This window comes from Thermus hydrothermalis, from assembly GCF_022760925.1.
Lineage (GTDB): Bacteria > Deinococcota > Deinococci > Deinococcales > Thermaceae > Thermus > Thermus hydrothermalis.
In genome coordinates, this window is the sequence record NZ_JAKTNT010000010.1 from 26,031 (window position 1) to 51,390 (window position 25,360).

General features: G+C 66.9%; 26 protein-coding genes. 17 read left to right on the plus strand and 9 right to left on the minus strand.

Annotation, left to right across the window (positions count from 1 at the left end):
- Positions 1-16 precede the first annotated feature (16 nt).
- Positions 17-649: a CBS and ACT domain-containing protein gene (locus L0C60_RS07545; RefSeq protein WP_234505663.1), complete on the plus strand. Its 633-nt coding sequence runs from the start codon at positions 17-19 to the stop codon at positions 647-649.
- On the opposite strand, the gene pheA is transcribed toward L0C60_RS07545, so the two are convergent.
- Positions 646-1,467 (minus strand): prephenate dehydratase, encoded by an 822-nt coding sequence (pheA, locus tag L0C60_RS07550; RefSeq protein ID WP_234505665.1) that lies wholly within the window; start codon positions 1,465-1,467, stop codon positions 646-648. The two genes, L0C60_RS07545 and pheA, sit on opposite strands and share 4 nt — an antisense overlap.
- Positions 1,468-1,517: 50 nt before the next feature.
- Here pheA and L0C60_RS07555 point away from each other — a divergent pair, with 50 nt between their 5' ends.
- The 5 genes from L0C60_RS07555 to L0C60_RS07575 are packed head-to-tail and all read left to right on the plus strand — an operon-like array spanning position 1,518 to position 5,668.
- Positions 1,518-2,267 (plus strand): response regulator, encoded by a 750-nt coding sequence (locus L0C60_RS07555; RefSeq protein ID WP_234505668.1) that lies wholly within the window; start codon positions 1,518-1,520, stop codon positions 2,265-2,267.
- A 3-nt stretch (positions 2,268-2,270) separates the two neighbouring features.
- The gene (locus L0C60_RS07560) at positions 2,271-3,293 is read left to right on the plus strand and encodes a lipid II:glycine glycyltransferase FemX (protein ID WP_243092642.1); all 1,023 of its coding nucleotides are present in this window, start codon (positions 2,271-2,273) and stop codon (positions 3,291-3,293) included.
- A gap of 46 nt (positions 3,294-3,339) precedes the next feature.
- A complete protein-coding gene (locus L0C60_RS07565) occupies positions 3,340-3,894 on the plus strand; it encodes a hypothetical protein (RefSeq protein ID WP_234505675.1) in 555 nt (184 codons plus the stop codon).
- Complete coding sequence (locus L0C60_RS07570; RefSeq protein ID WP_234505678.1) at positions 3,891-4,748, plus strand: LptA/OstA family protein; 858 nt, start codon at positions 3,891-3,893, stop codon at positions 4,746-4,748. Before L0C60_RS07565 ends, L0C60_RS07570 begins: the two co-directional genes overlap by 4 nt.
- On the plus strand, positions 4,748-5,668 hold the full coding sequence (locus L0C60_RS07575; protein ID WP_234505681.1) for a hypothetical protein: 921 nt from the start codon (positions 4,748-4,750) through the stop codon (positions 5,666-5,668). Before L0C60_RS07570 ends, L0C60_RS07575 begins: the two co-directional genes overlap by 1 nt.
- Here L0C60_RS07575 and L0C60_RS07580 read toward each other — a convergent pair.
- A complete protein-coding gene (locus tag L0C60_RS07580) occupies positions 5,665-7,155 on the minus strand; it encodes an ABC transporter ATP-binding protein (RefSeq protein WP_234505683.1) in 1,491 nt (496 codons plus the stop codon). The genes L0C60_RS07575 and L0C60_RS07580 overlap by 4 nt on opposite strands.
- Before the next feature lie 53 nt (positions 7,156-7,208).
- On the minus strand, positions 7,209-8,333 hold the full coding sequence (locus L0C60_RS07585; protein WP_234505687.1) for a BMP family lipoprotein: 1,125 nt from the start codon (positions 8,331-8,333) through the stop codon (positions 7,209-7,211).
- A gap of 57 nt (positions 8,334-8,390) precedes the next feature.
- Here L0C60_RS07585 and ligA point away from each other — a divergent pair, with 57 nt between their 5' ends.
- Positions 8,391-10,415, plus strand: coding sequence for an NAD-dependent DNA ligase LigA (gene ligA / locus L0C60_RS07590; RefSeq protein WP_234505689.1), 2,025 nt, complete (start codon positions 8,391-8,393; stop codon positions 10,413-10,415).
- Here the strand turns inward: ligA and thyX are convergent.
- Positions 10,412-11,215: an FAD-dependent thymidylate synthase gene (gene thyX, locus L0C60_RS07595; RefSeq protein ID WP_234505693.1), complete on the minus strand. Its 804-nt coding sequence runs from the start codon at positions 11,213-11,215 to the stop codon at positions 10,412-10,414. The two genes, ligA and thyX, sit on opposite strands and share 4 nt — an antisense overlap.
- A gap of 180 nt (positions 11,216-11,395) precedes the next feature.
- On the opposite strand from thyX, the gene trpB reads away from it, so the two are divergent.
- The 4 genes from trpB (at position 11,396) to L0C60_RS07615 (ending at position 15,094) form a co-directional block, all read left to right on the plus strand.
- Positions 11,396-12,613: a tryptophan synthase subunit beta gene (gene trpB / locus L0C60_RS07600; RefSeq protein WP_234505696.1), complete on the plus strand. Its 1,218-nt coding sequence runs from the start codon at positions 11,396-11,398 to the stop codon at positions 12,611-12,613.
- Complete coding sequence (gene trpA / locus L0C60_RS07605) at positions 12,610-13,389, plus strand: tryptophan synthase subunit alpha (protein ID WP_234505699.1); 780 nt, start codon at positions 12,610-12,612, stop codon at positions 13,387-13,389. Before trpB ends, trpA begins: the two co-directional genes overlap by 4 nt.
- Before the next feature lie 108 nt (positions 13,390-13,497).
- On the plus strand, positions 13,498-14,277 hold the full coding sequence (locus L0C60_RS07610) for an ABC transporter ATP-binding protein (RefSeq protein ID WP_234505702.1): 780 nt from the start codon (positions 13,498-13,500) through the stop codon (positions 14,275-14,277).
- On the plus strand, positions 14,267-15,094 hold the full coding sequence (locus L0C60_RS07615; RefSeq protein ID WP_234505704.1) for an ABC transporter permease: 828 nt from the start codon (positions 14,267-14,269) through the stop codon (positions 15,092-15,094). Before L0C60_RS07610 ends, L0C60_RS07615 begins: the two co-directional genes overlap by 11 nt.
- Here the strand turns inward: L0C60_RS07615 and mqnC are convergent.
- On the minus strand, positions 15,091-16,224 hold the full coding sequence (gene mqnC, locus L0C60_RS07620; RefSeq protein WP_234505707.1) for a cyclic dehypoxanthinyl futalosine synthase: 1,134 nt from the start codon (positions 16,222-16,224) through the stop codon (positions 15,091-15,093). The genes L0C60_RS07615 and mqnC overlap by 4 nt on opposite strands.
- A gap of 64 nt (positions 16,225-16,288) precedes the next feature.
- Between mqnC and L0C60_RS07625 the strand changes: the two genes are divergently transcribed.
- The 4 genes from L0C60_RS07625 (at position 16,289) to metG (ending at position 19,861) form a co-directional block, all read left to right on the plus strand.
- A complete protein-coding gene (locus tag L0C60_RS07625; RefSeq protein WP_234505710.1) occupies positions 16,289-16,774 on the plus strand; it encodes an adenosine diphosphatase in 486 nt (161 codons plus the stop codon).
- Positions 16,774-17,247, plus strand: a complete 474-nt coding sequence (bcp, locus tag L0C60_RS07630; RefSeq protein ID WP_234505713.1) for a thioredoxin-dependent thiol peroxidase — start codon at positions 16,774-16,776, stop codon at positions 17,245-17,247. Before L0C60_RS07625 ends, bcp begins: the two co-directional genes overlap by 1 nt.
- A complete protein-coding gene (rpiA, locus tag L0C60_RS07635) occupies positions 17,247-17,930 on the plus strand; it encodes a ribose-5-phosphate isomerase RpiA (RefSeq protein WP_234505716.1) in 684 nt (227 codons plus the stop codon). Before bcp ends, rpiA begins: the two co-directional genes overlap by 1 nt.
- A 77-nt stretch (positions 17,931-18,007) precedes the next feature.
- Positions 18,008-19,861 carry a methionine--tRNA ligase gene (gene metG, locus L0C60_RS07640; RefSeq protein ID WP_234505718.1) on the plus strand — a complete coding sequence of 618 codons (1,854 nt, stop codon included), beginning with the start codon at positions 18,008-18,010 and terminating at the stop codon, positions 19,859-19,861.
- Between the two features lie 43 nt (positions 19,862-19,904).
- Here the strand turns inward: metG and L0C60_RS07645 are convergent, their stop codons facing one another.
- The gene (locus L0C60_RS07645; RefSeq protein ID WP_234505721.1) at positions 19,905-21,224 is read right to left on the minus strand and encodes a S41 family peptidase; all 1,320 of its coding nucleotides are present in this window, start codon (positions 21,222-21,224) and stop codon (positions 19,905-19,907) included.
- Positions 21,225-21,301: 77 nt separating this feature from the next.
- Between L0C60_RS07645 and ftsE the strand changes: the two genes are divergently transcribed.
- Together ftsE and hpf are read left to right on the plus strand one after the other, a co-directional pair.
- Complete coding sequence (gene ftsE, locus L0C60_RS07650; RefSeq protein WP_243092643.1) at positions 21,302-22,030, plus strand: cell division ATP-binding protein FtsE; 729 nt, start codon at positions 21,302-21,304, stop codon at positions 22,028-22,030.
- The gene (hpf, locus tag L0C60_RS07655) at positions 22,027-22,587 is read left to right on the plus strand and encodes a ribosome hibernation-promoting factor, HPF/YfiA family (protein WP_234505726.1); all 561 of its coding nucleotides are present in this window, start codon (positions 22,027-22,029) and stop codon (positions 22,585-22,587) included. The genes ftsE and hpf overlap by 4 nt, the downstream gene beginning before the upstream one ends.
- Positions 22,588-22,611: 24 nt before the next feature.
- Here the strand turns inward: hpf and L0C60_RS07660 are convergent, their stop codons facing one another.
- The 3 genes from L0C60_RS07660 to L0C60_RS07670 are packed head-to-tail and all read right to left on the minus strand — an operon-like array spanning position 22,612 to position 25,263.
- Positions 22,612-23,874, minus strand: a complete 1,263-nt coding sequence (locus L0C60_RS07660; protein WP_234505728.1) for a murein hydrolase activator EnvC family protein — start codon at positions 23,872-23,874, stop codon at positions 22,612-22,614.
- Position 23,875: 1 nt separating this feature from the next.
- A complete protein-coding gene (locus tag L0C60_RS07665) occupies positions 23,876-24,730 on the minus strand; it encodes a cell division protein FtsX (protein WP_234505731.1) in 855 nt (284 codons plus the stop codon).
- A 47-nt stretch (positions 24,731-24,777) separates the two neighbouring features.
- Complete coding sequence (locus L0C60_RS07670) at positions 24,778-25,263, minus strand: peroxiredoxin (protein ID WP_234505736.1); 486 nt, start codon at positions 25,261-25,263, stop codon at positions 24,778-24,780.
- Between the last annotated feature and the right edge of the window lie 97 nt (positions 25,264-25,360).

Here is a 25,360-nt window from a genome sequence, read left to right on the forward strand (position 1 = left end):
TGAAAGGAGGTTAAAGATGCTGGTCCGGGACTGGATGACCAAGGACCCCCTCACGGTAAGCCCCGACACCCCCGTATTGGAGGCCATCAACCTGCTGAAGCAAAAGGGCTTCCGGCGCCTGCCCGTGGTGAAGGACGGGAAGCTCGTGGGCTTGGTGACGGACAAGGACCTCAAGGACGCCATGCCCTCCAAGGCCACCACCCTCTCGGTGTGGGAGATGAACTACCTCCTCTCCAAGCTCACCGTGGAGGAGGTGATGGCCAAGCCCGTGGTCACCGTGGGGGCGGACGAGCCTTTGGAGAAGGCGGCCCTCCTCATGGAGGAGCGGAAGATCGGGGGCCTGCCGGTGATGGAGGGAGATGGGCTCGTGGGCATCATCACCGTGACCGACGTGCTCCGGGCCTTCATTGAGGTCTTGGGCCTGAAGCTTGGGGGCCTCCGCATCACCGTGGACATCCCCGATGTTCCCGGGGCGCTTGCCCAGATGGCCCAGGCGGTGCCCCCGGCCAACATCGTTTCCATCGCCACCGCTGCCCACCTCCAGGGCTACCAGCGCCTGGTGATGCGGGTGGTGGGGGAGGACGTGGAAGGGGTGCCCAAGCGGCTCCAGGCCGCCGGGGAAAAGGTGGTGGACGTCCGCCCGGGCTAGGCGCCGTTCCTGTAGGCGGGGTAGGAGCCCAGGACCTTTAGGAAGGCCGCCCGGCGGAGGAGACCCAAAAGGGCCTGGGCGGGCCCAGGGTCTTCCAGGTGGCCTTCCAGGTCCAGGTAGAAGAGGTAGCTAAAGGGCTTGTCCCGCCGGGGCCGGGACTCCAGCTTGGTGAGGTTCACCCCGGCCTCAGCGAAGACCTGCAAGGCCTCCAAAAGCCCCCCGGGGCGGTGGCGCACGGCGAAGACGATGCTCGTCTTGTGGGGGCCTTCCCCCTTTTGCGCCTCCTCGCGGCCGATGACGAAGAAGCGGGTGTAGTTGTGGGAGTAGTCCTCAATGTTTTCCGCCAGGACGGTGAGGCCATAGAGCTCCGCCGCCCGCCTCGAGGCGATGGCCCCCACCCCGGGCTCGGGGCTTTCCGCCAGGGCCCTGGCCGCCCCTGCGGTGTCGTAGACGGGGATGGGGGTGAGGCGGAGCCGGGCCAGGAAGCCGTCGCACTGGGCCAGGGCCTGGGGGTGGCTTTTCACCGCTTTAAGGTCTTTCAGCTCGGTGCCCTTAGGGGCGAGAAGGCAGTGCTCCACCCGGTGGACGATCTCCCCCACCACGTGGAGGTCGCTTTCCAGGAGGAGGTCGTAGGTCTGGTTGATGCTGCCGGCGGTGGTGTTTTCCACGGGCACCACGCCGAGCTCCACTTCCCCCGCCTCCACCGCCTCAAAGACCTGGTGAAAGGTGGGGAAGCCCACGGGGGTGGCGCCGGGGAAGGTCTTGAGGAGGGCTTCCTCGCTGTACGCCCCTTCGGTGCCCTGGAAGGCGATCCTCATGCCCTCCATGGTACAGGCACCCTGGACAGGGGAAAAAGGGCTGGCGTAGCATGGCCTTCGTGGCGCGGCTTCTCGTGGTGGACGATGACCCCCGCATCCGTCACCTCCTCGAGGTGGTCCTTTCCGGCTCGGGCCACGAGGTAGTCTTGGCCGCCTCAGCCAAGGACGCCTTGGAGTTCCTGCGGAAGGAAACCCCTGACCTCATCCTCCTGGACATCATGATGCCGGACATGGACGGCCTTACCCTGTTGGGCCGCATCCGGGCCGTGCGCCGCCTGAGCCGGGTGCCCGTCATCATGTTCACCGGAGGGGGAGGGGAGCTGGAGGGGCCAAGCCGGGCTTTGGGGGCCGACCTTTTCCTGGAAAAGCCCATCAGCGGGCGCCGGCTCAAGCAGGCGGTGGAAAGCCTCCTCTCCCGGGAGGGTTACCTCCTCCCCGGGGGCGAGCGGGTAGGCACCTTGGAGGAGGTGGGGGAGAGGCTTCGGCAGGCCCTGCCCGAGGAGGAGCGCTTCCGCCTCCTTTGGCGCAAGGCGCAAAGCCGCCGCGCCCTCCTCGCCAACCTGGTGGCCAAGGGCTGGACCGAGGCCCTTTTGCGCCGCCTGGTGCCGGGGGAGTACGACCTTTACGATATCCTGGGCCACCTGGCCTACGGCTGGCCCCTCCTTTCCCTGAAGGAGCGGGCCGCCCGGGCGGGGGACCCTCGTTTCGCCCCGCTTCTCCAGGAGTACCTGAGGGCGGGGCGCCTCCCCCTGGAGGGGGATGGCCTCCTGGAGGAACTGGCGGAAACCCTTTACGCTTAGGGGATGGCCGAGCTAGCGGAGGTTCACGAACCCGAGGCCTGGAACCGGTTGGTTTCCGGCTTCCCCATCACGAGCGCCCTCCAGTCCTTTGGCTGGGGGGAGGTGAAGCGGTTTTCCGGCTGGGAGCCCAAGCGCTTCGCCGTGTACGAGGGGGATAGGCTTTTGGGGGCGGCCCAGGTCCTCCTGAAACGCCTTCCCGGGGGGCTTCGCCTGGCCTACGCCCCCCGGGGCCCGGCCCTGTGGCGCCTCGCCGACCTCCCCCAGGTGGCCCGGGCCCTGGCCCAAGGGGTGAGGGGCACCCACCTGGTCCTGGAGCCGGAGGCGGGCCTTTTGGCGGAGGAGACGCCTCCCGCCTTTTCTGGTCTCTTGCCGGAAGAGCCCATCCAGCCCGGGTACTCCCTTTGGCTGGACCTCACCCAGGGGGAAGAGGCCTTGCTCAAGGGCATGAAGGAGATGCACCGCCGCAACGCCCGCCTGGCGCAGAAGCGCACCGAGCTTTTCGTGGCGGGGGAGGAGGCTTTCCCCGAGTTCTTCCGCCTTTTTGAGGAAACGAACCGGCGGGCGAAGCTTCTGCAACATTCGGAAGCGTACTACCGGGCGGTACTAAGGGAGATGAACCAGCCCTTGGGGGAGGCCTTCCTCGCCCTGGCCGCCAAGGAGGGCGAGCCCTTGGCGGCGGGGCTTTTCGTGGGGTTTGCGGGGAAGGTGGACTACCTCTATGGGGGGAGTAGCCGCCACCATCCCGAGGCCAAAGCCCCCATGGGGATGCACCTGATGGCCATCCGCCACGGCATCGCCCGGGGCTACCGCATCTACGACCTTTGGGGCGTCCCCCGGACCCCTGAAGGGAGCCACGCCGAGGGGATCTGGCGCTTCAAGGAAGGCTTTGGCGGGAAGAGGGTGCAGTTTCCCGCCTACACCCTGCCCCTCTCCCCCCTCTACCGCCCCTTGAAGGCCCTCCTCCGCCTGCGCAAGACCTGGGTGAACCTCAAGGTGCGGGGGAACCCGCGGGATGTCCTGGGGTAAAGGGCCTTGTCATCCTTCTCAAAGGCTTTTCGTTAGGGTGAGGGGCGTGGTGCGGTACCTCCTCCCCCTCGCCCTGGTCCTCTTCCTCCTCTTCCTTTGGGTTCGCCCCGGGCCTTCCGGGCCTTCCCCGGCCCCAGGGGTGCGCCTTCAGGGGGTGGAGCTCTGGCTCTTCCCCGAGGAGGAAGGGGTGAAGTGGCGCTTCCAGGCGGAGGAGATGGTGGAGGAGGGCGGGGTGTTCCGCATCCGGGGGGGGCTTTTTGGGGAGCGGTACGTGGGGGGGCGTCTGGACCTCAGGCTGAAAGCGCCCGAGGTGGTGGTGGAGCCTGGGGACAACCTGCGCGCCCCCTACGCCGAGGTGGAGATCCTAAGGGGTTGCTACCGCCTGGCCCTTTCCGCCCCGGGCAAGGGGGAGGTCCTCATCCGGCAGAAGGAAGGCTTCTTCGCCCCCTGGGTGCGGATAGAGGCCCCGAACCTCAGGGGCGAGGCGGAGGCCTTCCGCTCGGACTTCGCCTTGGAGCGCCTCGAGGCGCAAAACCCAAGGTTTTCCTTCCCCGCAGGGGGAAGCTTTGGTCCCTGCACCGTAAAAGGAGGTAGCTCATGAGAAAAATGGCGGCGTTGGCCCTTCTCGGTTTGGCCCTAGCGGCTTCGGGCGTGCGGGTCATTCAGGTGGAAGGCGGCAGGCTCTCCGGGGACCTGCGCTATGGCCCCTGGACCTTTGAGGGGGAGGTGAAAGGGCGGGTCAAGGACCTCCAGATCCAGGCCCCCAAGGCCACCCTCACCGCTCCCAAGGGCAAGACCATGCAGGAGGCGGAAGGGGAAAGGGAGGCCCGGTTTGAAGGGGGCGTGGTGGTGCGCCGGGGCCGGGTGGAGGCCCGGGGGCCCGTATTGGTCTACCGGGAGAAGACGGGGGAGGGGGAGCTCTTGGGGCCCGCCCGCATGCGCCAGGAGCCCAAGCCCGGGGAGGACCCCGTGGAGGTGGAGGCGAGCCGCATGACCTTCCAGGTGGACACGGACACCTCCACCAGCGAAAACGCCCTCCTCAGAAGCGGCAACCAGGAAGGGCGGGCCGGCTTCGTCTACTATGAGGAGGAAAAGGGCCTCGCCGTCTTCACGGACCCCAAGGAGGTGGTCCTCGTCCGCAAGCGCAAGGACGGGGACCTGGTCATCCGGGCCAAGGAGGTGCGGAGCCTCACCGGCTCCAAGCGCCTCATCGCCACGGGGGGGGTGCGCCTGGTGGACGGGGACCTGGTCACGGTGGGGGATAGCCTCTACTACGACGACACCACCGGGGAGGCCATCGTCTTGGGGAAGCCGGCTTTGAGCGAGAACAAGAAGGAAGGCTTCAAGCTTTCCGGAAGCACCCTCCTCCACAACGTGAACCGCCACCAGGTGCGGGTCTATGGCCGGACCTTCCGCCTGCCCACCGAGGAGTTTAAAAAGCTCGGGGAGAAGTGATGCGCCCTTTCCTCCTGGGCCTCGCCCTCTTCCTCCTTCTCGCCCTGGCCCAGGAGGCCTTCCGCCCCGAGGTGGAGCTCGTCCGCAAGGACAAGAAGGTGGTGGCCTGGGTGAGCGGGGAGGAGGATAGCCTCTTCTACGCCGACTACGGGGACCTAATGGTGGGGGTGTTGGAGGCCTTGGGCGAGGCCCAGGTGGCGGTGGCGGGGCGGGCCTTCTTCCGCGACGGGGGAAGCGCCGTGGACGAGGGGCTTAAGGTAGGGGACCGGGTGGAGGCCGCCTACAACCCCGATTACACGAAGGAGGGGCTTCCCCACCTCCTGCGCCTGCGCCGGGCGGGGGAGGGAAAAGGGGAAAGGTACCTCCGCCTCGTCCTCTTTGACCCCAGGGGGGTGGAGGTGCGCCTGGGGGAAGCGGTGCGGGCCACGGGGCCTTTGGCCGTGGTGGAGCGGGGGAGCGAGGAAACCCTTTTCCTCTCCGGGGGGGGCGCCCGGTACCTGGAGGAGGAGGGGCGCCTCGAGGTGAACCCCGCCCCCGGGGAGGTCTACGTGGAGGAAGGCGCCACCCGGGTGAAGGGGAGAAGGCTTCGCTACAAGAACGACACCGGAGAGGCCCTTTTGGAAGGCCCCCTGGAGATCAAGCGGGAAGGGGAAAAGCCCCTTTCGGGCAAGGCGGAAAGCCTCCGCTACCTCCTGGACGAGGAGGCGCTTTGGCTTTATGGGGTGGAGTTCGCCCAAGGCGGGCGCACCACCAAGGCGGACAGGGCCTTGGTGCGGGAGAAGGAGGGCTTCGCCTACCTCTTCGGGAACGTGGAAAGCCGGGACGAGAAGGGCTTTGTACGGGGGGAGAGGGTGCGCTACGCCCTGGAGAAGGGCGAGGTGGTGGTCTTGGGGAGGGTGGCGGGGGAGTTTAAGGACTAGGCGGGAACGCCCGCCATGAGGAGGCCAAGCCGCTCCTCCGTGGCCTCCTCCGGGGAGAGCTCCCCCACAATCCTCCCCTCGTACATGACGAGGATCCGGTCGGCGAGGTTTAGCACCTCGGAGAGGTCGGCGGAAACGAGGAGCACCGCCATCCCCTGGTCCCGGGCCTCTATGAGGCGCTGGTGGATGAACTCAATGGCCCCCACGTCCACCCCCCGGGTGGGCTGGGCGGCGACGAGGAGGCGGGGCTTCCTTAGCAGCTCCCTCCCCACCACGATCTTCTGCTGGTTCCCCCCGGAGAAGCGCCTGGCGGAAAGCTCCGTGGACCGGGGCCGCACGTCAAACCCCTCCACCAGGGCCTTGGCGTGGGCCTCCACCGCCTCGCCGTCCAGAAAGCCCAGGAAGCCCCGGAAGGGGGGCCTGTGCTGGTCGCCTAGGATGGCGTTTTCCCGCACGGAGAAGTCCAACACCAGGCCCCGGGCGTGCCGGTCCTCGGGGACGTGGCTCACCCCGAGCTCCCGCACCGCCCGGGCTAGGGAAGGAAGGGGCTTCCCCAGGTAGCGGGCCACCCCCTGGTGGCGGCGGAGGCCGGTGAGGGCTTCCACGAGTTCGGTCTGGCCGTTCCCCTCCACCCCGGCGATGCCCACGATCTCCCCCGCCCGCACCTGGAAGCTCACCCCCTTGAGCCGGGGCGGGGCGGCGAAGTTATCCAGCTCCAAGACCACCTCGCCGGGTCTGGCCGGGCCCTTTTGCACCCTCAAGACCACCTCCCTCCCCACCATCATCCGGGCGAGGGCCTCCAGGGAGGTTTCCGCGGTGTGCACCGTGCCCACCACCTTCCCGTCCCGGATCACCGTGACCCGGTCGGAAACGGCCAGCACCTCCTTGAGCTTGTGGCTGATGAAGATGGCGGCGTTGCCCTGGGCCACGTAGGCCCTGAGGAAGCGGAAAAGCTCCTCCGCCTCCTGGGGGGTAAGGACGGCGGTGGGCTCGTCCAGGATGAGGATTTTGGCCTCGCGGTAAAGGGCCTTGAGGATCTCCACCCGTTGCTGCAGGCCCACGGGGAGGTTTTCAATGCGCTCGTCCAAGGGAACCTGGAAGCCGAGCTCCTCCATGAGGCCTTGGGCGCGCTTCCTTGCCGCCTCGAGGTCCAGGTAAAGGGGGCTTCCGGGCTCCAGGCCCAGGACCAGGTTCTCCAGCACCGTAAACGGCTCCACCAGCATGAAGTGCTGGTGCACCATGCCGATGCCGGCGGCGATGGCGTCCAGGGGGCTTCTCGGCCGGTAGGGCTTGCCGTCCACCCACATCTCCCCCTCGTCCGGGAGCTGGAGGCCGTAGACGATCTTCATGAGGGTGGACTTTCCCGCCCCGTTTTCCCCCACCAGGGCCAAAACCTCGCCCCACTCCAGGTCCAAGGAGATGTGGTCGTTGGCGAGGACCAGGGGGAAGCGCTTGGTGATGTCCTTAAGGACCAGGGCCTTCTTCACGGGAGGAGTATACAAAAAGCCGGGGCAAGCCCCGGCTTTTCGCACGGCCCGCCTTAGCGGGTTTCCGGCACCTTGAGCTGGCCCTTGATGATCTGCTGCTTGAGCACCTCCAGCTTGCTCACCACGCTCGCCGGGATCAGGGCCTTGTTGTACTCGTCCAGGGCGTAGCCCACCCCGTTGTTGCTCAGGCCGAACTCCCGCACCCCGCCCTTGAAGGTCTTCTGCACCACGCTCTTGATGACCTCGTAGGTGGCCACGTCCACCCGCTTCATCATGGAGGTGAGGCCGTGGTTGAGGGTGGCGGGGTTGTTGTCCGTGTCGCCCAGGTAGTTCTGGTTGGCGTCCACGCCGATGAAGAAGAGGGGCGTGGCCTTGGTGCCGTCGGTGCCGCAGGCCTTGGTGTAGTCGGCGTACTTGGCCACCTTGGCGTAGGGGTCCGCCTTGCGCACGAAGCGGATGTTGCCGCCCTCCTTGAGGCACTTGGTCTGCTTCACGTAGTCAATGAGCCCGAGGCCCGAACCACCCGCGGCGGCGTAGATGATGTCGGCGCCCTGGCGCACCTGGGCGGCGGCGATCTCCTTGGCCTTGGCGGGGTCGTTCCAGGCGGCGGGGGTGTTCCCCACGTAGCCCACCAGGACCTTGCCCTGGATCTTGTCCTCCTTGAAGGCGTACTCCGCCCCGGCGCGGAAGCCCGCCTCAAACTTGTGGATGAGGGGGATGTCCATGCCGCCGATGAAGCCCACCACCCCGGTGCGGCTCATCTTGCCGGCGATGTAGCCCACCAGGAAGCTGCCCTCGTGCTCGCGGAACACGAGCCCCACGGCGTTGGCGAGCTTCCCTTCCCCGGGCACGGCGTCAATCACGGCGAACTTCACCTTGGGGAACTCCTTGGCCGTGGCGGTGATGGCGGGCTCGTTGGCGAAGCCCACGCCGATCACCAGGTCAAAGCCCTCCTCGGCGAAGGTGCGGATGCCCTGCCCCACCTGGGAGGGGTCGGCGGGCTCAAAGTCAAAGAGCTTTACCCCGAAGTCCTTGGCCGCCTTCTGCGCCCCTTCCCAGGCGGACTGGTTGAAGGAGCGGTCAAACTTGCCGCCGGCGTCAAAGGCGATGCCCACCCGCACCTGGGCCAGGCTTAGGCCCAGGGCTAGAACCCCAATAAGCGCCAGTACACGTTTCATGCTCACCTCCTGCGGCTATTCGCCAGGGGCTATTATACCCGGCGGTAAACTCAAGGCATGACCCTGGAGGAGGCGAGAAGGCGGATCAACGAGCTTAGGGACCTCATCCGCTACCACAACTACCGGTACTACGTCCTCAACGACCCGGAGATCTCCGACGCCGAGTACGACCGGCTTCTTCGGGAACTTAAAGACCTGGAGGAGCGCTTCCCCGAGCTCAAAAGCCCCGACTCCCCCACGGAGCAGGTGGGGGCGAGGCCCCTCGAGGCCACCTTCCGCCCCGTCCGCCACCCAAGCCGCATGTACTCCCTGGACAACGCCTTCAACCATGAAGAGCTGAAAGCCTTTGAGGAGCGGATAGAGCGCGCCTTAGGCCGTAAGGGGCCTTTTGTTTACACCGTGGAGCACAAGGTGGACGGGCTTTCCGTGAACCTCTACTACGAGGAAGGGGTCCTGGTCTGGGGGGCCACCCGGGGGGATGGGGAGGTGGGGGAGGAGGTGACGCAGAACCTCCTCACCATCCCCACCATTCCCCGCAGGCTCCAGGGGGTGCCGGAGCGCCTGGAGGTGCGGGGGGAGGTCTACATGCCCATAGAGGCCTTCCTCCGCCTCAACGAGGAGCTGGAGGAGGCGGGGGAGAAGGTGTTCAAGAACCCGAGAAACGCCGCCGCCGGCTCCTTAAGGCAAAAAGACCCCCGCATCACCGCCAAGCGGGGCCTGAGGGCCACCTTTTACGCCCTGGGGCTTGGCCTGGAGGAAAGCGGCGTGAAGACCCAGTACGACCTCCTCCTTTGGCTTAAGGAGAAGGGCTTTCCGGTGGAGCACGGCTTCGCCCGGGCCACTGGGGCCGAGGGGGTGGAGCAGGTCTACCAGGACTGGCTCAAAAAGAGGCGCACCCTCCCCTTTGAGGCGGACGGGGTGGTGGTGAAGCTGGACGAGCTTGCCCTTTGGCGGGAGCTGGGCTACACCGCCCGCGCCCCCCGTTACGCCATCGCCTACAAGTTCCCGGCGGAGGAGAAGGAAACCCGGCTCTTGGACGTGGTCTTCCAGGTGGGGCGCACGGGACGGGTGACCCCGGTGGGCCTCCTCGAGCCCGTCTTTCTGGAGGGGAGCGAGGTGTCCCGCGTCACCCTGCACAACGAAAGCTACATAGAGGAGTTGGACATCCGCATCGGGGACTGGGTCCTGGTCCACAAGGCGGGGGGGGTGATCCCCGAGGTCCTAAGGGTCCTAAAGGAGAAGCGCACCGGGGCGGAAAGGCCCATTGTCTGGCCGGAACGCTGCCCGGAGTGCGGCCACCGCTTGGTGAAGGAGGGCAAGGTCCACCGCTGTCCCAACCCCTTGTGCCCCGCCAAGCGCTTTGAGGCCATCCGCCACTACGCCTCCCGCAAGGCCATGGACATCCAGGGCCTGGGGGAGAAGCTCATTGAAAAGCTTTTGGAAAAGGGGCTTATCCGGGACGTGGCCGACCTTTACCGCCTGAGGAAGGAGGACCTCTTGGGCCTGGAGCGCATGGGGGAGAAAAGCGCCCATAACCTCCTCCGCCAGATAGAGGAGAGCAAGCACCGGGGCCTAGAGCGCCTCCTCTATGCCCTAGGGCTTCCCGGGGTGGGGGAGGTCCTGGCCCGCAACCTGGCGGCCCGCTTCGGCACCATGGACCGCCTCCTCGAGGCCTCCCTGGAGGAGCTTTTGGAGGTGGAGGAGGTGGGGGAGCTCACCGCCCGGGGGATTTGGGAAACCCTTCGGGACCCCGCCTTCCGTGACCTGGTGCGCCGCCTGAAGGAGGCGGGGGTGGAGATGGAGGCCAAGGAACGGGGGGGAGAGGCGCTAAAAGGGCTTACCTTTGTCCTCACCGGGGAGCTTTCCCGCCCCCGGGAGGAGGTGAAGGCCCTCTTGCGGCGCCTTGGCGCCAAGGTCACGGACTCGGTGAGCCGGAAGACGAGCTACCTGGTGGTGGGGGAAAACCCCGGGAGCAAGCTGGAGAAAGCCCGCGCCTTGGGCGTGCCCATCCTCACCGAGGAGGCCTTGTGGGGCCTCATCGCCGAGAAGACGGGGAAGGCGCCCGAGGCCCTTTTGGCCTAGCTGGGGCCAAAGAGCTTCTCCAGGGCCTCCTTGAGCCGGGAGCCGGAAAGCCCTAGGGCGCTGAGGGCCTTCTCGTAAAGCTCCGGGGTGAGAAGCCCCCGTAGGGCGGCAAGCTCGGTGCGGGAAAGGTTGGCCCCGTATAGGACGTGCTCCTCAAAGGAGGCCCACGCCAGGGGCACCCGGGCCTTGACGATCTCGGCGATGGCCTTGGCGTACTCCCTGATCTCCCACTGGGCCTCGGGGGCCAGGCGGAGCTTGAGGAAGTGGAAGAGGTTGTGGAGGTCCTGCTTCCAGTAGAACTCCGTGTAGAGGTTTAGGGGGAGGACCATGCGGGCCATCTCCCGGGCCACCCCCTTTTCCAAGAGCTTCTCGTAGGCCCGGTAGGCCTCCCTTTCCGACTCCAGGAGGAGGGACAAAGCTTCCTCGTCGGCGAGCTCGCCTTCCGAGCCCTGCTTGTTCCGCTTGGCCTGGCGGCGGAAGGCCCTAGGCTCGTAAAACTCGTCTTTAAGGACGGAGTAGCGCCCGGAAACCTCGTTCACGCTCGCCGTGCGGTGGCGGAACCATTGGCGCGCCACGAAGAGGGGGGCCTTGACGTGGAACTTGAACTCCACCATCTCAAAGGGGCTCGTGTGGCGGTGGCGCATGAGGTAGTCAATGAGGGCGGCGTCCTCCCGCACCGTCTTGGTCCCCTCCCCGTAGGAAACCCGGGCCGCCTGGACGATGGCGGCGTCATCCCCCATCACGTCCACCAGGCGCACGAAGCCCTTGTCCAGGACGGGAATCGCGTGTCCTAGCTCCATGCCCTAAAGTCTACTTGCCCCGTGGGCCTTTCCGGTCTACCCTGAGCCTATGCGGGCAAGGACCCCTTTCGCCTTCAATAAGGAAGCACGGGCGCTACCGAGGCCCTGGCCTTTTCCCTGTCGGCGGAGGGCGATAGGATAAATAGGCTTTGGGCGCTTGGCGCCTTTTGGAGAGTGAAGATGCTACGCTTGCCGGATTTTCCTTTGCCTGACCCCCGGGGGCGGTTTGGCCCCTACGGGGGGCGGTACGTTCCCGAAACCCTCATCCCTGCCTTGGAAGAGGTGGAGGCCGCCTACCTCGAGGCCAAAAAGGACCCCGCTTTCCTGGAGGAACTGGAGCACTACCTGAGGACCTTCGCCGGCCGGCCCACGCCCCTTTTCCACGCCAAACGGCTTTCGGAGTACTGGGGCGGGGCCCAGGTCTACCTGAAGCGGGAGGACCTCCTGCACACGGGGGCCCACAAGATCAACAACACCCTGGGCCAGGCCCTCCTCGCCCGGCGCATGGGGAAAAAGCGGGTCATCGCCGAAACGGGGGCGGGACAGCACGGGGTTTCCGTGGCCACGGTGGCCGCCCTCTTCGGCATGGAGTGCGTGGTCTACATGGGGGAGGAGGACGTGCGGCGCCAAGCCCTAAACGTCTTCCGCATGAAGCTCCTGGGGGCCGAGGTGCGGCCGGTGGCGGCGGGGAGCCGCACCCTCAAGGACGCCACCAACGAGGCCATCCGGGACTGGATCACCCACGTGCGCACCACCTTCTACATCCTGGGCTCCGTGGTGGGCCCCCACCCCTACCCCATGATGGTGCGGGACTTCCAGAGCGTCATCGGGGAGGAGGTGAAGCGGCAAAGCCTGGAAACCTTTGGCCGTTACCCCGACGCCCTGATCGCCGCCGTGGGGGGAGGGTCCAACGCCATCGGGCTTTTCGCCCCCTTCGCCTACCTGCCCGAGGGGGAAAGGCCCAGGCTCATCGGGGTGGAGGCCGCAGGGGAAGGCCTTGCCAGCGGGCGGCACGCCGCCAGCATCGGGGCGGGGAAGCGGGGGGTCTTGCACGGGAGCTACATGTACCTCCTCTACGACCACGACGGGCAGATCACTCCGGCCCACTCCGTTTCCGCCGGCCTGGACTACCCGGGGGTGGGGCCGGAGCACAGCTACTACGCCGATATGGGCATCGCCGAGTACGCCAGCGTCACCGACGAGGAGGCCTTGGAGGGCTTTAAGCTTTTGGCCCGCCTCGAGGGCATCATCCCCGCCCTGGAGTCCGCCCACGCCATCGCCCACGCCGCCAAGGTGGTGCCGGAGATGGGGAAGGACCAGGTGGTGGTCATCAACCTCTCGGGCCGGGGGGACAAGGACGTGACCGAGGCCATGCGCCTCCTTGGAGGGGAGCTATGACCACGAAGGAAGCCTTCGCCCAGGCCAAGGGGGAGGGGCGGGCCGCCCTCATCCCCTACCTCACCGCCGGCTTCCCCAGCCGGGAGGGCTTTTTGGAGGCGGTGAAGGAGGTACTTCCCTTCGCCGACCTCCTGGAGATCGGCCTGCCCTACTCCGATCCCCTGGGGGACGGCCCCGTGATCCAGCGGGCGAGCGAGGTGGCCCTGAGGAAGGGGATGAGCGTGCAAGGGGTCTTGGAGCTGGTGAAGGAGGTGCGGGCCCTCACGGACAAGCCCCTCTTCCTCATGACCTACCTGAACCCCGTCCTGGCCTGGGGGCCGGAGCGCTTCTTTAGCCTCTTCCACGGGGCGGGGGCCACGGGGCTCATCCTGCCCGACCTCCCCCCCGACGAGGACCCCGCCCTGGTGCGCCTCGCGCAGGAAATCGGCTTGGAAACGGTTTTCCTTCTCGCCCCCACCTCCACGGAAAAAAGGATAGAGACCGTGGTCCGCCACGCCACGGGCTTCGTCTACGCCGTGTCCGTCACCGGGGTCACCGGGGAGCGGGAGCGCCTGCCCGAGGAGGTAAAGGACCTGGTGCGCCGCATCCGGGCCAAGACGTCCTTGCCCGTGGCCGTGGGCTTTGGGGTTTCCGGCAAGGCCACGGCCGCCCAGGCGGCGGTGGCGGACGGGGTGGTGGTGGGGAGCGCCCTAATCCGGGCCTTGGAAAGGGGGGAGCCCCTAAGCCCTCTCCTGGCCGAGATCCGGGAAGGGCTTTACCTGAAAGAGCCGGTCTGAGACTTGCGCCAAAGAGCCTGCCCGGGTACCCTAGAGGGTACCCGGATCCCCCGCTAGCCTCCTCTGCTGGTGCGCTGGTTTCCAGGGTTATGCCTGAAGGAGGCGCGCGTGTGGGCCATTGAAGTAGAAAACCTTTCCAAGGTATTCCGCAAGACCACCTTCGGCCGCAGGCAGGAGGAGTGGGCGCTGAAAGGGGTTTCCTTCCGGGTGGCGGAAGGGGAAACCTACGCCCTCTTGGGGCCTAACGGCTCCGGCAAGTCCACCTTGATCCGCATCCTCTCCACCTTGCTCGTGCCCGATGCCGGTCGGGTGCGCATCCTGGGCTACTCCTTACCCCAGGAGGAACGGCGGGTGCGGGAAAGGATTGGCCGGGTGAGCGTGGACGCCGCCTTTTACAAGAAGCTTTCCCCCCGCGAAAACCTCCTCTTCGCCGCCCAGCTTTACGGCATCCCCCCCAAGGAGGCGGAAGGGAGGGCCATGGCCATCTTGGAGCGGCTTGGCTTGGAAACCCGGCGGTTTGACGACCCCTTGGAGGAGATGAGCCGGGGCATGCAGCAGAAGGTAGCCATCGCCCGCGCCCTCCTCATCCGCCCGCCTCTCCTCCTCCTGGACGAGCCCACCACGGGGCTAGACCCGCGAAGCCGCCGGGACGTGCAGGGCTTTTTGGAGGAGCTCAGACGGGAGGAGGGCACCACCCTCCTCCTCACCACCCACGACATGGCCGAGGCGGAGCGCCTGGCCCACCGGGTGGGCTTCCTGGTGCGGGGAAGGCTGGTGGCGGAGGGGACGGTGGAGGAGCTCAAGGCCGTGGCCGGGGCCGGGAACCTGGAGGAGGCCTTCTTGCGCATGACGGGGGAGGGCCTCGAGGAGGAAACCGATGCTTCGTAAGTACCTCTTGCCCATGTGGGCTTTTGTCTTCCGCGACTTCCACCTGACGCGGCGCTACTTCTCCTGGGTGGTGGTCTTCACCTTTTACGCCATCGTCAACGCCGCCACCATCGCCCTCATCGGGGTGGCCCAGGGGGATTTCCGCCTCACCCTCACCTTGGTCCTGGGGGCGCTCCTTTGGAGCTACCTTTCCGCCATGTACCAGGAGATCGCCAACTCCATCGCCTACGAGCGCTGGGAGGGCACCCTGGAGTACACCTTTATGGCCCCCGTGTCCCGCCTGGTCCACCTTTTGGGGGTGAGCCTCTTCGCCACCTTCTACAGCGTGGTGCGCACCGCGGTCATTCTTTTGGGTCTGGCCCTTTTCGTGGACCTGGACCTCGCCGGGGCCAACCTTTGGGGGGTGTTGGTGGTGCTTCTGGTGGGGAGCCTGGCCTTCATGGGCCTGGGGCTCATGGCCGCCATCCTGCCGGTGATGAGCCCGGAAAACGGGGCCCAGGCCACCAACATCCTCCAGGGGGTCTTGCTCTTGGTTTCCGGCATCTACTACCCGGTTTCCGTCCTGCCTGCCTGGCTCCAGCCCTTGGCCTACATCTCCCCCGCCACCTACGCCCTCGAGGCCAGCCGCAAGCTCCTGGGCATCCCGCACCCGGACTCCGCCCCCGGCCACCTGGTGGGGGCCCCCTTGGGGGCGGTGCTCCCGGAGCTCGGGGTCCTCCTCCTCATGGGGGTTGCCTTCATCCCCTTGGGCCTTTGGGTGTTCGGCCTGGCGGAGCGCTGGGCCAAGCGCACCGGGAAGCTCAAACGCACGGGCTAGGCCAGGGGTAGCTCCAGGGGCTCGGGCTCTTTTAGGATGGCCTCGGGGTCGGGGTAGCGGAGGATGCGGTAAAGGGGGTCCCGCTCCGCCGGCCTAAAGCCCGCGTCCACGATGTGGCGCACGATCTGGCGCACCGTGGCGTGGGTGCGGTTGTGCCCCCCGGCGGCCGACACCACGTTCTCCTCCAGCATGGTGCTGCCGAAGTCGTCCGCCCCGTAGTACAGGGCGGCCTGGGCCACCTTGAAGCCCAGGGTGGGCCAAGAGGCTTGGAAGTGGGCGAAGTTGTCCAGGGCAAGCCGGGCGATGCTTAAGGTCTTCAGGTACTCGTGGGCCGTGGCCCCCGGGGCCTTGCCCTTGAGGCGGGTGTGCTCCACCTGGAGGGTCCAAAGGGCGAAGGCGGCGAAGCCGTTTTGGTGGCGCTCCAGGGCCCTATCCTGCTGGGCGCGGAGGCCCAGGAGGTGGGCGGTGCGCTCCTTGGGGCCTTCCCCAAATCCGATGACCATGCTGGCCAGGGTGTAGAGGCCCAGGGCCTGGGCGGCGTCCACGATGCGGTACCAGTCCGCCGTCCGGATGCGGGCAGGGGCCGCTTTTTGCCGCACCTCGTCCACCAGGATCTCCGCCCCCGCCCCCGGCATCCCGTCCAGGCCCGCCTCCTTGAGCCTTTCCAAGATTTCCTCGGCCCTAAGGCCCGTGAGGCGCTCTAGGCCCAGGATCTCCTCGGGGCTAAAGGCGTCAATCCGGAGGTCGGGGAAGCGCCCCTTGAGGTAGCGGAGGAGGTCCAGGTACCAGTCCAAGGGGAGGTCGGGGTTCACCCCGCCCTGCATGAGGATGCGCTTTCCCCCCACCTGGTAGAGCTCCTCCACCTTCCTGGCGATCTCCTCGTAGCTTAGGGTGTAGGCGTCCTTCTGACGCTTGGTGCGGTAGAAGGCGCAGAAGGCGCAGGCCACGGTGCAGACGTTGGTGTAGTTGATGTTGCGGTCTATGAGGAAGGTGACCACCTCGGGGTCCGTCTTCTTGAGCCGCACCTCGTGGGCGGCGGCGGCCAGTTCGGGGAGGGGGAGGTCAAAGAGGGCCAGGACCTCCCTTTCCGAAAGCCTCTCCCCGGCCACGGCCTTCTCCAGGACGTCCATGCCCCCTATGCTACACCGGAGAGTCCCCCGGCATGGGGGCCTGGGCCACGGGTAAAATGGCCCCATGGAGCTCAAGCTCATCCCCATTGAGAAGCCGGAGAACCTGAACGTGATCCTGGGCCAGGCCCACTTCATCAAGACCGTGGAGGACCTGCACGAGGCCTTGGTGACCGCCGTGCCCGGCATCAAGTTCGGCCTCGCCTTCTCCGAGGCGAGCGGCAAGCGCCTCATCCGCCGCTCGGGCACGGACGAGGGCTTGGTGGAGCTGGCGGTGAAAAACCTCCTGAACCTGGCGGCGGGGCACACCTTCCTCATCGTCCTGGGGGAGGGGTTTTACCCCATCAACGTCCTCCATGCGGTGAAGGCCTGCCCCGAGGTGGTGCGCATCTTTGCCGCCACCGCCAATCCCCTCAAGGTGGTGGTGGCGGAGGAAGGGGAGCAGCGGGCCATCCTGGGGGTGATGGACGGGTTTAAGCCCCTGGGGGTGGAGGACGAGGCCGAGGTGGCCTGGCGCAAGGACCTCCTCCGCCGCTTCGGCTACAAGCTATAATGCCCGGCATGGAAGGCACCCTAGCCCCCGATTTCGCCCTCCCCGACCAGGAGGGGCGCATCCACCGCCTTTCCGATTACCGCGGCCAGTGGGTGGTCCTCTACTTCTACCCCAAGGACGACACTCCAGGGTGCACCAAGGAGGCCTGCGGCTTCCGCGACCACATGGGAAGCCTTAAGGCCTTGGGGGCGGTGGTCCTCGGGGTTTCCGCCGACGACGTGGAGAGCCACAAGCGCTTCGCCGAGAAGTACGGCCTGAACTTCCCCCTCCTCGCCGACCCCGAGCGCCAGGCCATCGCCCTTTACGGGGCCTGGGGGAAGAAGAACCTCTACGGCAAGGAGGTGGAAGGGGTCTTGCGCCAGACCTTCCTCATTGACCCCGAGGGGAGGATCGCCAAGGTGTGGCGCAAGGTTTCCCCCGAGGGGCACGCCCTCGAGGTGGCGGAGGCCCTGAAGGCCCTAAGGGGAAGCTGATGGAACACCCTTTGGAGAGCTACAAGAAGGAGGCGGCCCACGCCGCCGTGGCCTACGTGCAGGACGGGATGGTGGTGGGCTTGGGCACCGGTTCCACCGCCCGCTACGCCGTTTTGGAGCTCGCCCGCCGCCTTAGGGAAGGGGAGCTTAAGGGGGTGGTGGGGGTGCCCACCTCCCGGGCCACGGAGGAGCTTGCCCGGAAAGAGGGCATCCCCCTGGTGGACCTCCCCCCGGAAGGGGTGGACCTGGCCATTGACGGGGCGGACGAGATCGCCCCTGGCCTCCTCCTCATCAAGGGCATGGGGGGGGCGCTCCTCCGGGAGAAGATCGTGGAGCGCACGGCCAAGGAGTTCATCGTCATCGCCGACCACACCAAGAGGGTGCCGGTGCTGGGCCGGGGGCCCGTCCCCGTGGAGATCGTCCCCTTCGGCTACCGGGCCACGCTAAGGGCCATCGCCGAGCTTGGGGGGGAGCCTGAAGTCCGCATGGACGGGGACGAGTTCTACTTCACCGACGGCGGCCACCTCATCGCCGACTGCCGCTTTGGGCCCATCGGCGACCCCTTTGGCCTCCACCGGGCCCTCCTGGAGATCCCCGGGGTGGTGGAAACGGGGCTTTTCCTGGGCCTCGCCACCCGCGCCCTGGTGGCCGGGCCCTTGGGGGTGGAAGAGCTTCTGCCCTAGGGTGTAAACTCCTTCCCATGAAGGGCATGCCCCGGCGCTAGGGGCGCATGCCCCGGTTTTTTCTTGGAGGAGGGCGCATGGAGAAGGTCTTTTACATCACCACCCCCATCTACTACGTGAACGCCGAGCCTCACCTGGGCCACGCTTACACCACGGTGGTGGCGGACTTCCTGGCCCGCTGGCACCGCCTGGACGGCTACCAGACCTTTTTCCTCACCGGCACGGACGAGCACGGGGAAACCGTCTTCCGGGCGGCGGAGCGGGCGGGGGAGGACCCCAAGGCCTTCGTGGACCGGGTTTCCGAGCGGTTCCGCAGGGCCTGGGAGCTTCTCGGCATCGCCTACGACGACTTCATCCGCACCACGGAGGAGCGGCACAAGCGGGTGGTGCAGTACGTCCTGAGGAAGGTCTACGAGGCCGGGGACATCTACTACGGGGAGTACGAGGGGCTTTACTGCGTTTCCTGCGAGCGCTTTTACACGGAGAAGGAGCTCGTGGAGGGGCTTTGCCCCATCCACGGCCGTCCCGTGGAGCGGAGGAAGGAAGGGAACTACTTCTTCCGCATGGAGAAGTACCGGGAGTGGCTTATCGGCTACCTCCAGGACCACCCCGACCTCATCCGCCCCGAGGGCTACCGCAACGAGGTCTTGGCCATGCTCTCCGAGCCCATCGGGGACCTTTCCATCTCCCGGCCCAAGGCCCGGGTCCCCTGGGGCATCCCCTTGCCTTGGGACGAGGACCACGTGACCTACGTGTGGTTTGACGCCCTCTTGAACTACGTTTCCGCCCTGGACTACCCCGAGGGGGAGCGCTTCCAGACCTTCTGGCCCCATGCCTGGCACCTCATCGGCAAGGACATCCTGAAGCCCCACGCCGTCTTCTGGCCCACCATGCTCAAGGCGGCGGGCATCCCCATGTACCGCCGCCTGAACGTGGGGGGGTATCTGCTCGGGCCCGATGGCCGCAAGATGAGCAAGACCCTGGGGAACGTGGTGGACCCCTTCTCCCTGGCGGAGCGCTACGGCAAGGACGCCCTGCGCTACTACCTCCTGCGGGAGATCCCCTACGGCCAGGACACCCCGGTGAGCGAGGAGGCCCTGAGGGCCCGGTACGAGGCGGACCTGGCGGACGACCTGGGCAACCTGGTGCAACGTACCCGGGCCATGCTCTTCCGCTTCGCCGAGGGGCGGATCCCAAAGCCCGCGGCCGGGGAAGAGCTCGCTTACGGCACGGAGCTTCCCAAGAGGCTTCGGGGCCTGGTGCGGGAGCTTAGGTTCCACGTGGCCCTCGAGGAGGCCATGGCCTACGTGAAGGCCTTGAACCGCTACATCAACGAGAAGAAGCCCTGGGAACTCCACAAGGAGGACAAGGAAGCGGCCCAGGCGGTGCTCTACCGGGTGGTGGAGGGCCTAAGGATCGCCTCCATCCTCCTCACCCCGGCCATGCCCGAGAAGATGGCGGAGCTTAGGCGGGCCCTGGGGCTTAAGGAGCCCGGAGGCCTCGAGGAGGCGGAAAGGTGGGGCCTGGCCGAGCCCCTCCCCATCCCCGAGGAGGCCCCGGTCCTCTTCCCCAAGGAGGTCAGGTCCCCCAAAAAGGAGGAAGGGATGGAAAGGATTGCCCTAGAAGACTTTGCCAAGGTGGAGCTCCGGGTGGCGGAGGTGGTGGCGGCGGAGAAGCACCCGAATGCGGACAAGCTCCTGGTCCTCCGGCTTTCCCTGGGGAAGGAAGAGCGCACCGTGGTTTCGGGCATCGCCCAGTGGTACCGGCCCGAGGAGCTCTTGGGCAAGAAGGTGGTGCTGGTGGCGAACCTCAAGCCCGCCAGGCTTCGGGGCATAGAGAGCCAGGGCATGATCCTGGCGGCCCAGGAAGGGGAGAAGCTCGCCTTGGTCACGGTGGAAGGGGATATCCCCCCGGGGGCGGTGGTGAGGTGAAAGGGGGGGCCGGGGCTTTAGCCCCGGCCCCACGCCCAAGGGGCTAGCGGTTTAGCTCTTCCAGGGCCCGCTTGAGGATGGCGTCGTTCTCTAGGTCCAGGACCGCCTGGCCCCTTTCCTCGGGGAGGGGCCGCTGGCGTTGGGGTTCGGCGTAGGTGAACTTGCCCTCGGCGTCCGCCTTCACCTTGATGGTCTTGCCGTTTAGGGTGACGCTCACCTCCGCCCCCGGCGGGGCCCCGGCCCCTTGGAAGGAGAAGGGGGTGGGGAAGCGGGTGTCCTTGACCTCAATGTCCGGCTTCAGGCCTTCCTTGTTGATGGCCCGGCGCTTGGGGGTGAGCCACTCAAAGGTGACCAGGGTGAGCTCCCCGCCGTTCGCCAGGGTGTAAGGGGTCTGGCCCACGCCCTTGCCGAAGGTCTTCTCCCCAATCACCTTGGCCCGGCCGTAGTCCTGGAGGGCTCCGGCCACGATCTCGCTGGCGCTGGCGGAGTTTCCGTTCACCAGGACCACCATGGGGCCATCCCAAAGGGGCCTTCCCGAGGCCTCGCACCAGACCCGGGTGAGGTTCTTGGTGCGGGTGTAGACGATGGGGCCCTCTTTCAGGAAGGCGCTCGCCACGGCGCATCCTTGGTCCAGGAGGCCACCCCCGTTGTCCCTAAGGTCAAAGATGAGCTTCTTGACGCCTTGGGCCCTCAGGTCCTCAATGGCCTTCTTGAGCTGGTCCTCCACCTTGAAGTTGGCGAAGGTTTCCAGGGCGATGTAGCCCACGTCGCCGATCTTGCCGGTGGAGACGGAGATGATCTCCACCTTCTCCCGGATGAGCTCAAAGACCAAGGGAGCCGGCACCCCTTCCCGGCGCACCTTGATGGTGACCTTGGTCCCCTCCCGGCCCCGGATGCGGGCCACCACCTCCTGGAGGGGCAGGGCGGTCACGTCCTCCCCGTCCACCTCGAGGATCACATCCCCCGCCCGCATCCCCGCCCGCTGGGCGGGGAGGCCCTTCATGACCCCCTCAATCTTGGCCCCGGTGCCGTCGGGGTTGGCGGGGGTTAGGGTGGCCCCGATGCCGAAGAACTCGCCCCTAAGGTCCTCCTGGCGCAGGCTGGCCCGCTGGGGCGGGGAGTAGCTGGTGAAGGGGTCCTTTAAGGCGGCCACCATGCCGCCGATGGCTCCTTCCAGGAGGGCGTTGAGCTTCTCCTTGGGCAAGGTTTCCAGGTAGTCCTGCTGGATCCGCTGGTAGACCTCCAGGAGGGCCTGGCCGTTGGGGTTTTGCAGGAGGCTTTCCGCCTGGGGCCTGGGAAGCTGGGCGTAGACCAGGGCAAGGAGCACCCCGATCCCGGCGATGAACCACGCGCGTTTTTTCATCCTCTCCCTCACCTAGCCTCCACTATAGCGCCCTTCCATGAGAAGCAACCGTGGCCCGCCTTGCGTATAGTGGGGGCATGATCGCCTTCCACCGGGTGGGCCTGGAGTACCCCCGCACGGGGACCAAGGCGCTTTACAACGTGAACCTCGAGGTGAAGAAGGGGGAGTTCGTCTACGTGGTGGGGCACTCGGGGGCGGGGAAGTCCACCCTCCTCTCCCTCATTCTGAGGCGGCTTCTCCCCACCCAGGGGGCGGTCTACTTCGCCGGCCAGAACCTGAAAAACCTAAGGGGCGACCAGGTGGCCCTCCACCGCCGGCGCATCGGCATGGTCTTCCAGGACCACCGCCTCCTTGCCGACCTCACCGTGGAGGAGAACCTGGCCTTCGTTCTGGAGGTGCAGGGGGTGCCCCGCAAGGAATGGGCTGAGCGCATCGCCACCGCCCTTCGCCGGGTGGGGCTTGCCCACAAGAAGCGGGCCTTTCCCGAGGAGCTTTCCGTGGGGGAGGCCCAGCGGGTGGCCATCGCCCGCGCCCTCCTCCTAGACCCCCCCGTGATCCTGGCGGACGAGCCCACGGGCAACCTGGACTTGGAAAACGCCCTCCAGGTCCTGGACATCCTCAAGGCCGCCCACAGCCGCGGGGCCACGGTGGTGGTGGCCACCCACAGCCGCGAGCTTCTGGAGGCCTACCCCGCCCGGGTGGTGGTCCTCAAGGCAGGGCAGGTGGTGCGGGACGAGCGTCCCGGGGAAGGTGGTAGCATAAGGGTAAGGGAAAGCCCTGACCGGGGCGGAAAGGAGGGCACATGAACGTCTACAAGCTCATCGGCCGCAACCTGGAGATTACCGACGCCATCCGGGAGTACGTGGAAAAGAAGCTTTCCCGCCTGGACCGCTACCAGAACGGGGAGCTCATGGCCAAGGTGGTCCTCTCCTTGGCGGCAAGCCCCCACGTGGAGCGGAAGGCCAAGGCCGAGGTGCAGGTGGACCTCCCCGGGGGGCTGGTGCGGGTGGAGGAGGAGGACCCGGACCTCTACGCCGCCATTGACCGGATGGTGGACCGCTTGGAAACCCAGCTCAAGCGCTTCAAGGAGCGGCGCTTCATCGGCAAGCGCCACTCCTACCAAGGCCCCCCGCCCCCGGAGGTGCGGGACCTCGAGGCCCTGCGCAAGCCCGAGGAGGAGGAAGGCCCCCGTATCGTGCGGGTGAAGCGCTTTGAGATGAAGCCCATGTCCCCGGAGGAGGCGGCCTTCCAGATGGAGGCCTTGGGGCACGACTTCTTCGTCTTCCGCAACGCCGAAACCGACGAGATCAACGTCATCTACCGCCGCAAGGACGGGAACTACGGGCTCATTGAGCCCGCCTGAAAGCCCACCTGCCCCGGGGCGGGGCTAGTAGTAGGCGGCGGGGTCCACGAAGCGGGTTTCGCTTCCCACCCGGACCGCCACGCGGAACTCCAGCTCCTCGGGGCGGATGAGGAGGCCGCCCCCCGTGTACCCGAGAAGCTGGCCCCGTTCCACCTTCTGCCCCTCCTGGACCAGGGGCTCTTGCAGGTTGGTGTAGACGGTGGAGAGGGTTTCCGTGTGCACCAGCATCACCGTGTAGCCCAGGTTGGGGAGGTAGAGGATGCCCGCCACGTACCCCTCGGCGGCGGCCTGGACCGGGCTTCCCGGGGCGGGCCCCTGGATGACCTGGAAGGGGCCCTCCTGGCCGTAGGGCACCAGGACCCGCCCCCCGGGCACGGGGAAGGCCAGGCGGCCCACCTGGGCGGGGAGGGGTGGGGGGGGCACCACCACCTGGGGACGCAGGGCGGCCTGGCGGCGGGCGGCCTCCTCCCTCCTTCGCGCCTCCTCTTGCCGCCTTCGCTCCTCTTCTTGCCGCTTAAGCTCCAAAAGCCTTGCCCTTTCCGCCAGGACCCGGGCCTGGAGGGCGGCGAGCTCCGCCTGGAGGCGTTGCCTTTCCTGGAGGGTGTCCCGCAGGAGGGCCCTTTTCCCCTCCTCTTCCCTGCGCAAGGCGGCTAAGGTGGCCTCGAGGCCCCGCCTCTCCCGCTCCAGGGCGGCTTGGGTTTCCGCCAGGGACCGCTCCTTCTGGGAAAGGTCGGCGAGGAGGAGGCTTAGCCGCTCCCTTTCCTCCCTTAGGGCCTTCAAGGTGGCCTGGAACGCGCGCACCAAGGCGGCGTCCTGCCGGGAGAGGTAGCCCACCCAGCGGGCCCTCACCGCCAGGTCGGCGAAGGACTGGGCCCTGAGGAGGGGCAGGTAGCGCCCGGCCCTTTCCCGGTGGAGGCTTCGCATGAGGGCTTGGAGCCTGGCCTTGAGGTTTTCCAGGTCCTTCTCCAGCTTGGCGATGCGCCCTTCGGTTTCCCGCACCGCCTCCTGGAGCCTCCCGATCTCCTGGCGTAGCCGGGCACGCTCGCCCTCCAGGCGGGCGATTTCCCCTTCCAGGCGGGCCTTTTCCTGGAGGAGGTCTTTCACCCGCTGGGAGAGGCGGCTAAGCTCCCGGTTGAGGGCCTGGATGCGTCTTGCCGCCTCCTCTTCCAGGGCCCGGGCCCGGGCGGTCTGGGCCTCGAGGCGGCGCACCGCCTCCTCCTGGGCCTTGAGGTCCTGGGCGAGCCCTAGGAGGGAGAGGGCCAGGAGAAGAAGGGGCCAAAGCCGCACTCTAGACCTCCTTCAGGTAAGCCCGGCTCGCCATGTAGGCTCCGCCCGCCCCCAAAACCCCGGCCAGGAGCAAAACCCCAAGCCCGGTGCGCAGGAGGTCCCCCGGGCTTAGGACCGGCACGAAGGGGAGAAGCCCCTGGACCGCCTGGGCCAGGCCCCGGTAGAGAAGCCCCCCCAACACCAGGGCCAAGGCCCCTGCCCCCAGGGTGAGGAGAAGCCCCTCCACCACGAAAGGCCCCTGGATGAAGCGCCGGGTGGCCCCCACCAGGAGCATGATGGAAAGGGCTTCCTTGCGGCTTTCCACCGAAAGCCGGATGGCCCCCATGACGCTGAAGAAGGTGTTGAGGAGGAGAAGCCCCACCAAAACCCCCATGGCGAGGCGGCTTCCCGCGAGCACCTGCACCAGGCGCTCCGTGAGCTCGCCCCCGTACTCCACCTCCTCCACGCCGGGGAGGTTCTTCAGGCGCTCCGCCACCTTGCGCACCTCCTCGGGGTCCTTGAGCCGCAGGCGCAGGGTGTCGGGGAGGGGGTTTTCCACCAGGTCCTTGGCCTCCGCCAGGTAGGGGTAGTCCAGGACCAGCTGGGCCAGGGCCTCCTCCTTGGTCTGCAGGCGGACTTCCCCCACCTCGGGCCAGACCTGGATTGCGCTAAGGATGGCTTCTAGGTTGGCCTCGGGTTTCAGGAAGGCCGCCACCTCTAAATCCCTTTCCAGGGTTTCCACCACCCGCTCCAGGTTCCAAAGGAGAAGCCCGAGAAAGTAGAGGAGGGCAAAGGACACGAGCGCCGTGAAGAAGGTGGCGAGGCTTGCCGTGGGGTGGCGGAGGATCTGCCTTAGGCCCTGGCGGAAGGCGTACACGCCCTACATCTTACGCAGGGCCTTGGGGCTTGCGGATGAGATGGCCTTTAACGCAGGTGCTCCCGCAGGTAGGCCAAGACGGTGTCCGCATCCTTAAAGGGGTTTACCCCCCGCCAGATCTTTTCCACGCGTCCTTCGGGGTTCAGGAGGAAAGTATCCCGGCTGTAGAAGCCGAAGAGGCTCCGCACCCCGTAGGCCCGGGCGAGCCGGCCTTGGGGGTCGGGGATCATGCCGCCTTTCAAGGAGAGTTTCTCTATAAAATCGCACTGCTCGTTGGCGGGATCGTGGCTTACGCCGTAGACCCGCACGCCGAGGTTTCGGAACTCCTCATAGAGCTCGCTATAACGCTTGGCCTGGGCGGTGCATCCGGGGCTTTTGGCCTTGGGGTAGAACCAGAGGACCACGTAGCTTCCCCGGAAGTCCACGGGGCGGCCGTAGCTGTCCTGGGCTTCTAGGATGGGGGCTTTATCCCCAGGGGCGAGGGCTTGCGCCCGGAGGAAGCCTAGAAGGAGGAGGAAGGCGAGGGCGCGCATACTCTTAGCGTAAGGGTGACGTTTGAAAGAAATGGTGGCCTGGCCTCCAAGGAAAGGGAGCCTCCGCCTTTTCTGCCAAGGCCAGGGCTGCTAGGCT

Excerpts from the sequence above, each read along its gene's own strand:
- L0C60_RS07545 (WP_234505663.1), top strand. The coding sequence starts at position 17 with ATGCTGGTCCGGGACTGGATGACCAAGGACCCCCTCACGGTAAGCCCC.
- pheA (WP_234505665.1), bottom strand. The coding sequence starts at position 1,467 with ATGAGGATCGCCTTCCAGGGCACCGAAGGGGCGTACAGCGAGGAAGCC.
- L0C60_RS07555 (WP_234505668.1), top strand. The coding sequence starts at position 1,518 with ATGGCCTTCGTGGCGCGGCTTCTCGTGGTGGACGATGACCCCCGCATC.
- L0C60_RS07560 (WP_243092642.1), top strand. The coding sequence starts at position 2,271 with ATGGCCGAGCTAGCGGAGGTTCACGAACCCGAGGCCTGGAACCGGTTG.
- L0C60_RS07570 (WP_234505678.1), top strand. The coding sequence starts at position 3,891 with ATGAGAAAAATGGCGGCGTTGGCCCTTCTCGGTTTGGCCCTAGCGGCT.
- L0C60_RS07575 (WP_234505681.1), top strand. The coding sequence starts at position 4,748 with ATGCGCCCTTTCCTCCTGGGCCTCGCCCTCTTCCTCCTTCTCGCCCTG.
- L0C60_RS07585 (WP_234505687.1), bottom strand. The coding sequence starts at position 8,333 with ATGAAACGTGTACTGGCGCTTATTGGGGTTCTAGCCCTGGGCCTAAGC.
- ligA (WP_234505689.1), top strand. The coding sequence starts at position 8,391 with ATGACCCTGGAGGAGGCGAGAAGGCGGATCAACGAGCTTAGGGACCTC.
- thyX (WP_234505693.1), bottom strand. The coding sequence starts at position 11,215 with ATGGAGCTAGGACACGCGATTCCCGTCCTGGACAAGGGCTTCGTGCGC.
- trpB (WP_234505696.1), top strand. The coding sequence starts at position 11,396 with ATGCTACGCTTGCCGGATTTTCCTTTGCCTGACCCCCGGGGGCGGTTT.
- trpA (WP_234505699.1), top strand. The coding sequence starts at position 12,610 with ATGACCACGAAGGAAGCCTTCGCCCAGGCCAAGGGGGAGGGGCGGGCC.
- L0C60_RS07615 (WP_234505704.1), top strand. The coding sequence starts at position 14,267 with ATGCTTCGTAAGTACCTCTTGCCCATGTGGGCTTTTGTCTTCCGCGAC.
- mqnC (WP_234505707.1), bottom strand. The coding sequence starts at position 16,224 with ATGGACGTCCTGGAGAAGGCCGTGGCCGGGGAGAGGCTTTCGGAAAGG.
- L0C60_RS07625 (WP_234505710.1), top strand. The coding sequence starts at position 16,289 with ATGGAGCTCAAGCTCATCCCCATTGAGAAGCCGGAGAACCTGAACGTG.
- bcp (WP_234505713.1), top strand. The coding sequence starts at position 16,774 with ATGCCCGGCATGGAAGGCACCCTAGCCCCCGATTTCGCCCTCCCCGAC.
- rpiA (WP_234505716.1), top strand. The coding sequence starts at position 17,247 with ATGGAACACCCTTTGGAGAGCTACAAGAAGGAGGCGGCCCACGCCGCC.
- metG (WP_234505718.1), top strand. The coding sequence starts at position 18,008 with ATGGAGAAGGTCTTTTACATCACCACCCCCATCTACTACGTGAACGCC.
- L0C60_RS07645 (WP_234505721.1), bottom strand. The coding sequence starts at position 21,224 with ATGAAAAAACGCGCGTGGTTCATCGCCGGGATCGGGGTGCTCCTTGCC.
- ftsE (WP_243092643.1), top strand. The coding sequence starts at position 21,302 with ATGATCGCCTTCCACCGGGTGGGCCTGGAGTACCCCCGCACGGGGACC.
- hpf (WP_234505726.1), top strand. The coding sequence starts at position 22,027 with ATGAACGTCTACAAGCTCATCGGCCGCAACCTGGAGATTACCGACGCC.
- L0C60_RS07670 (WP_234505736.1), bottom strand. The coding sequence starts at position 25,263 with ATGCGCGCCCTCGCCTTCCTCCTCCTTCTAGGCTTCCTCCGGGCGCAA.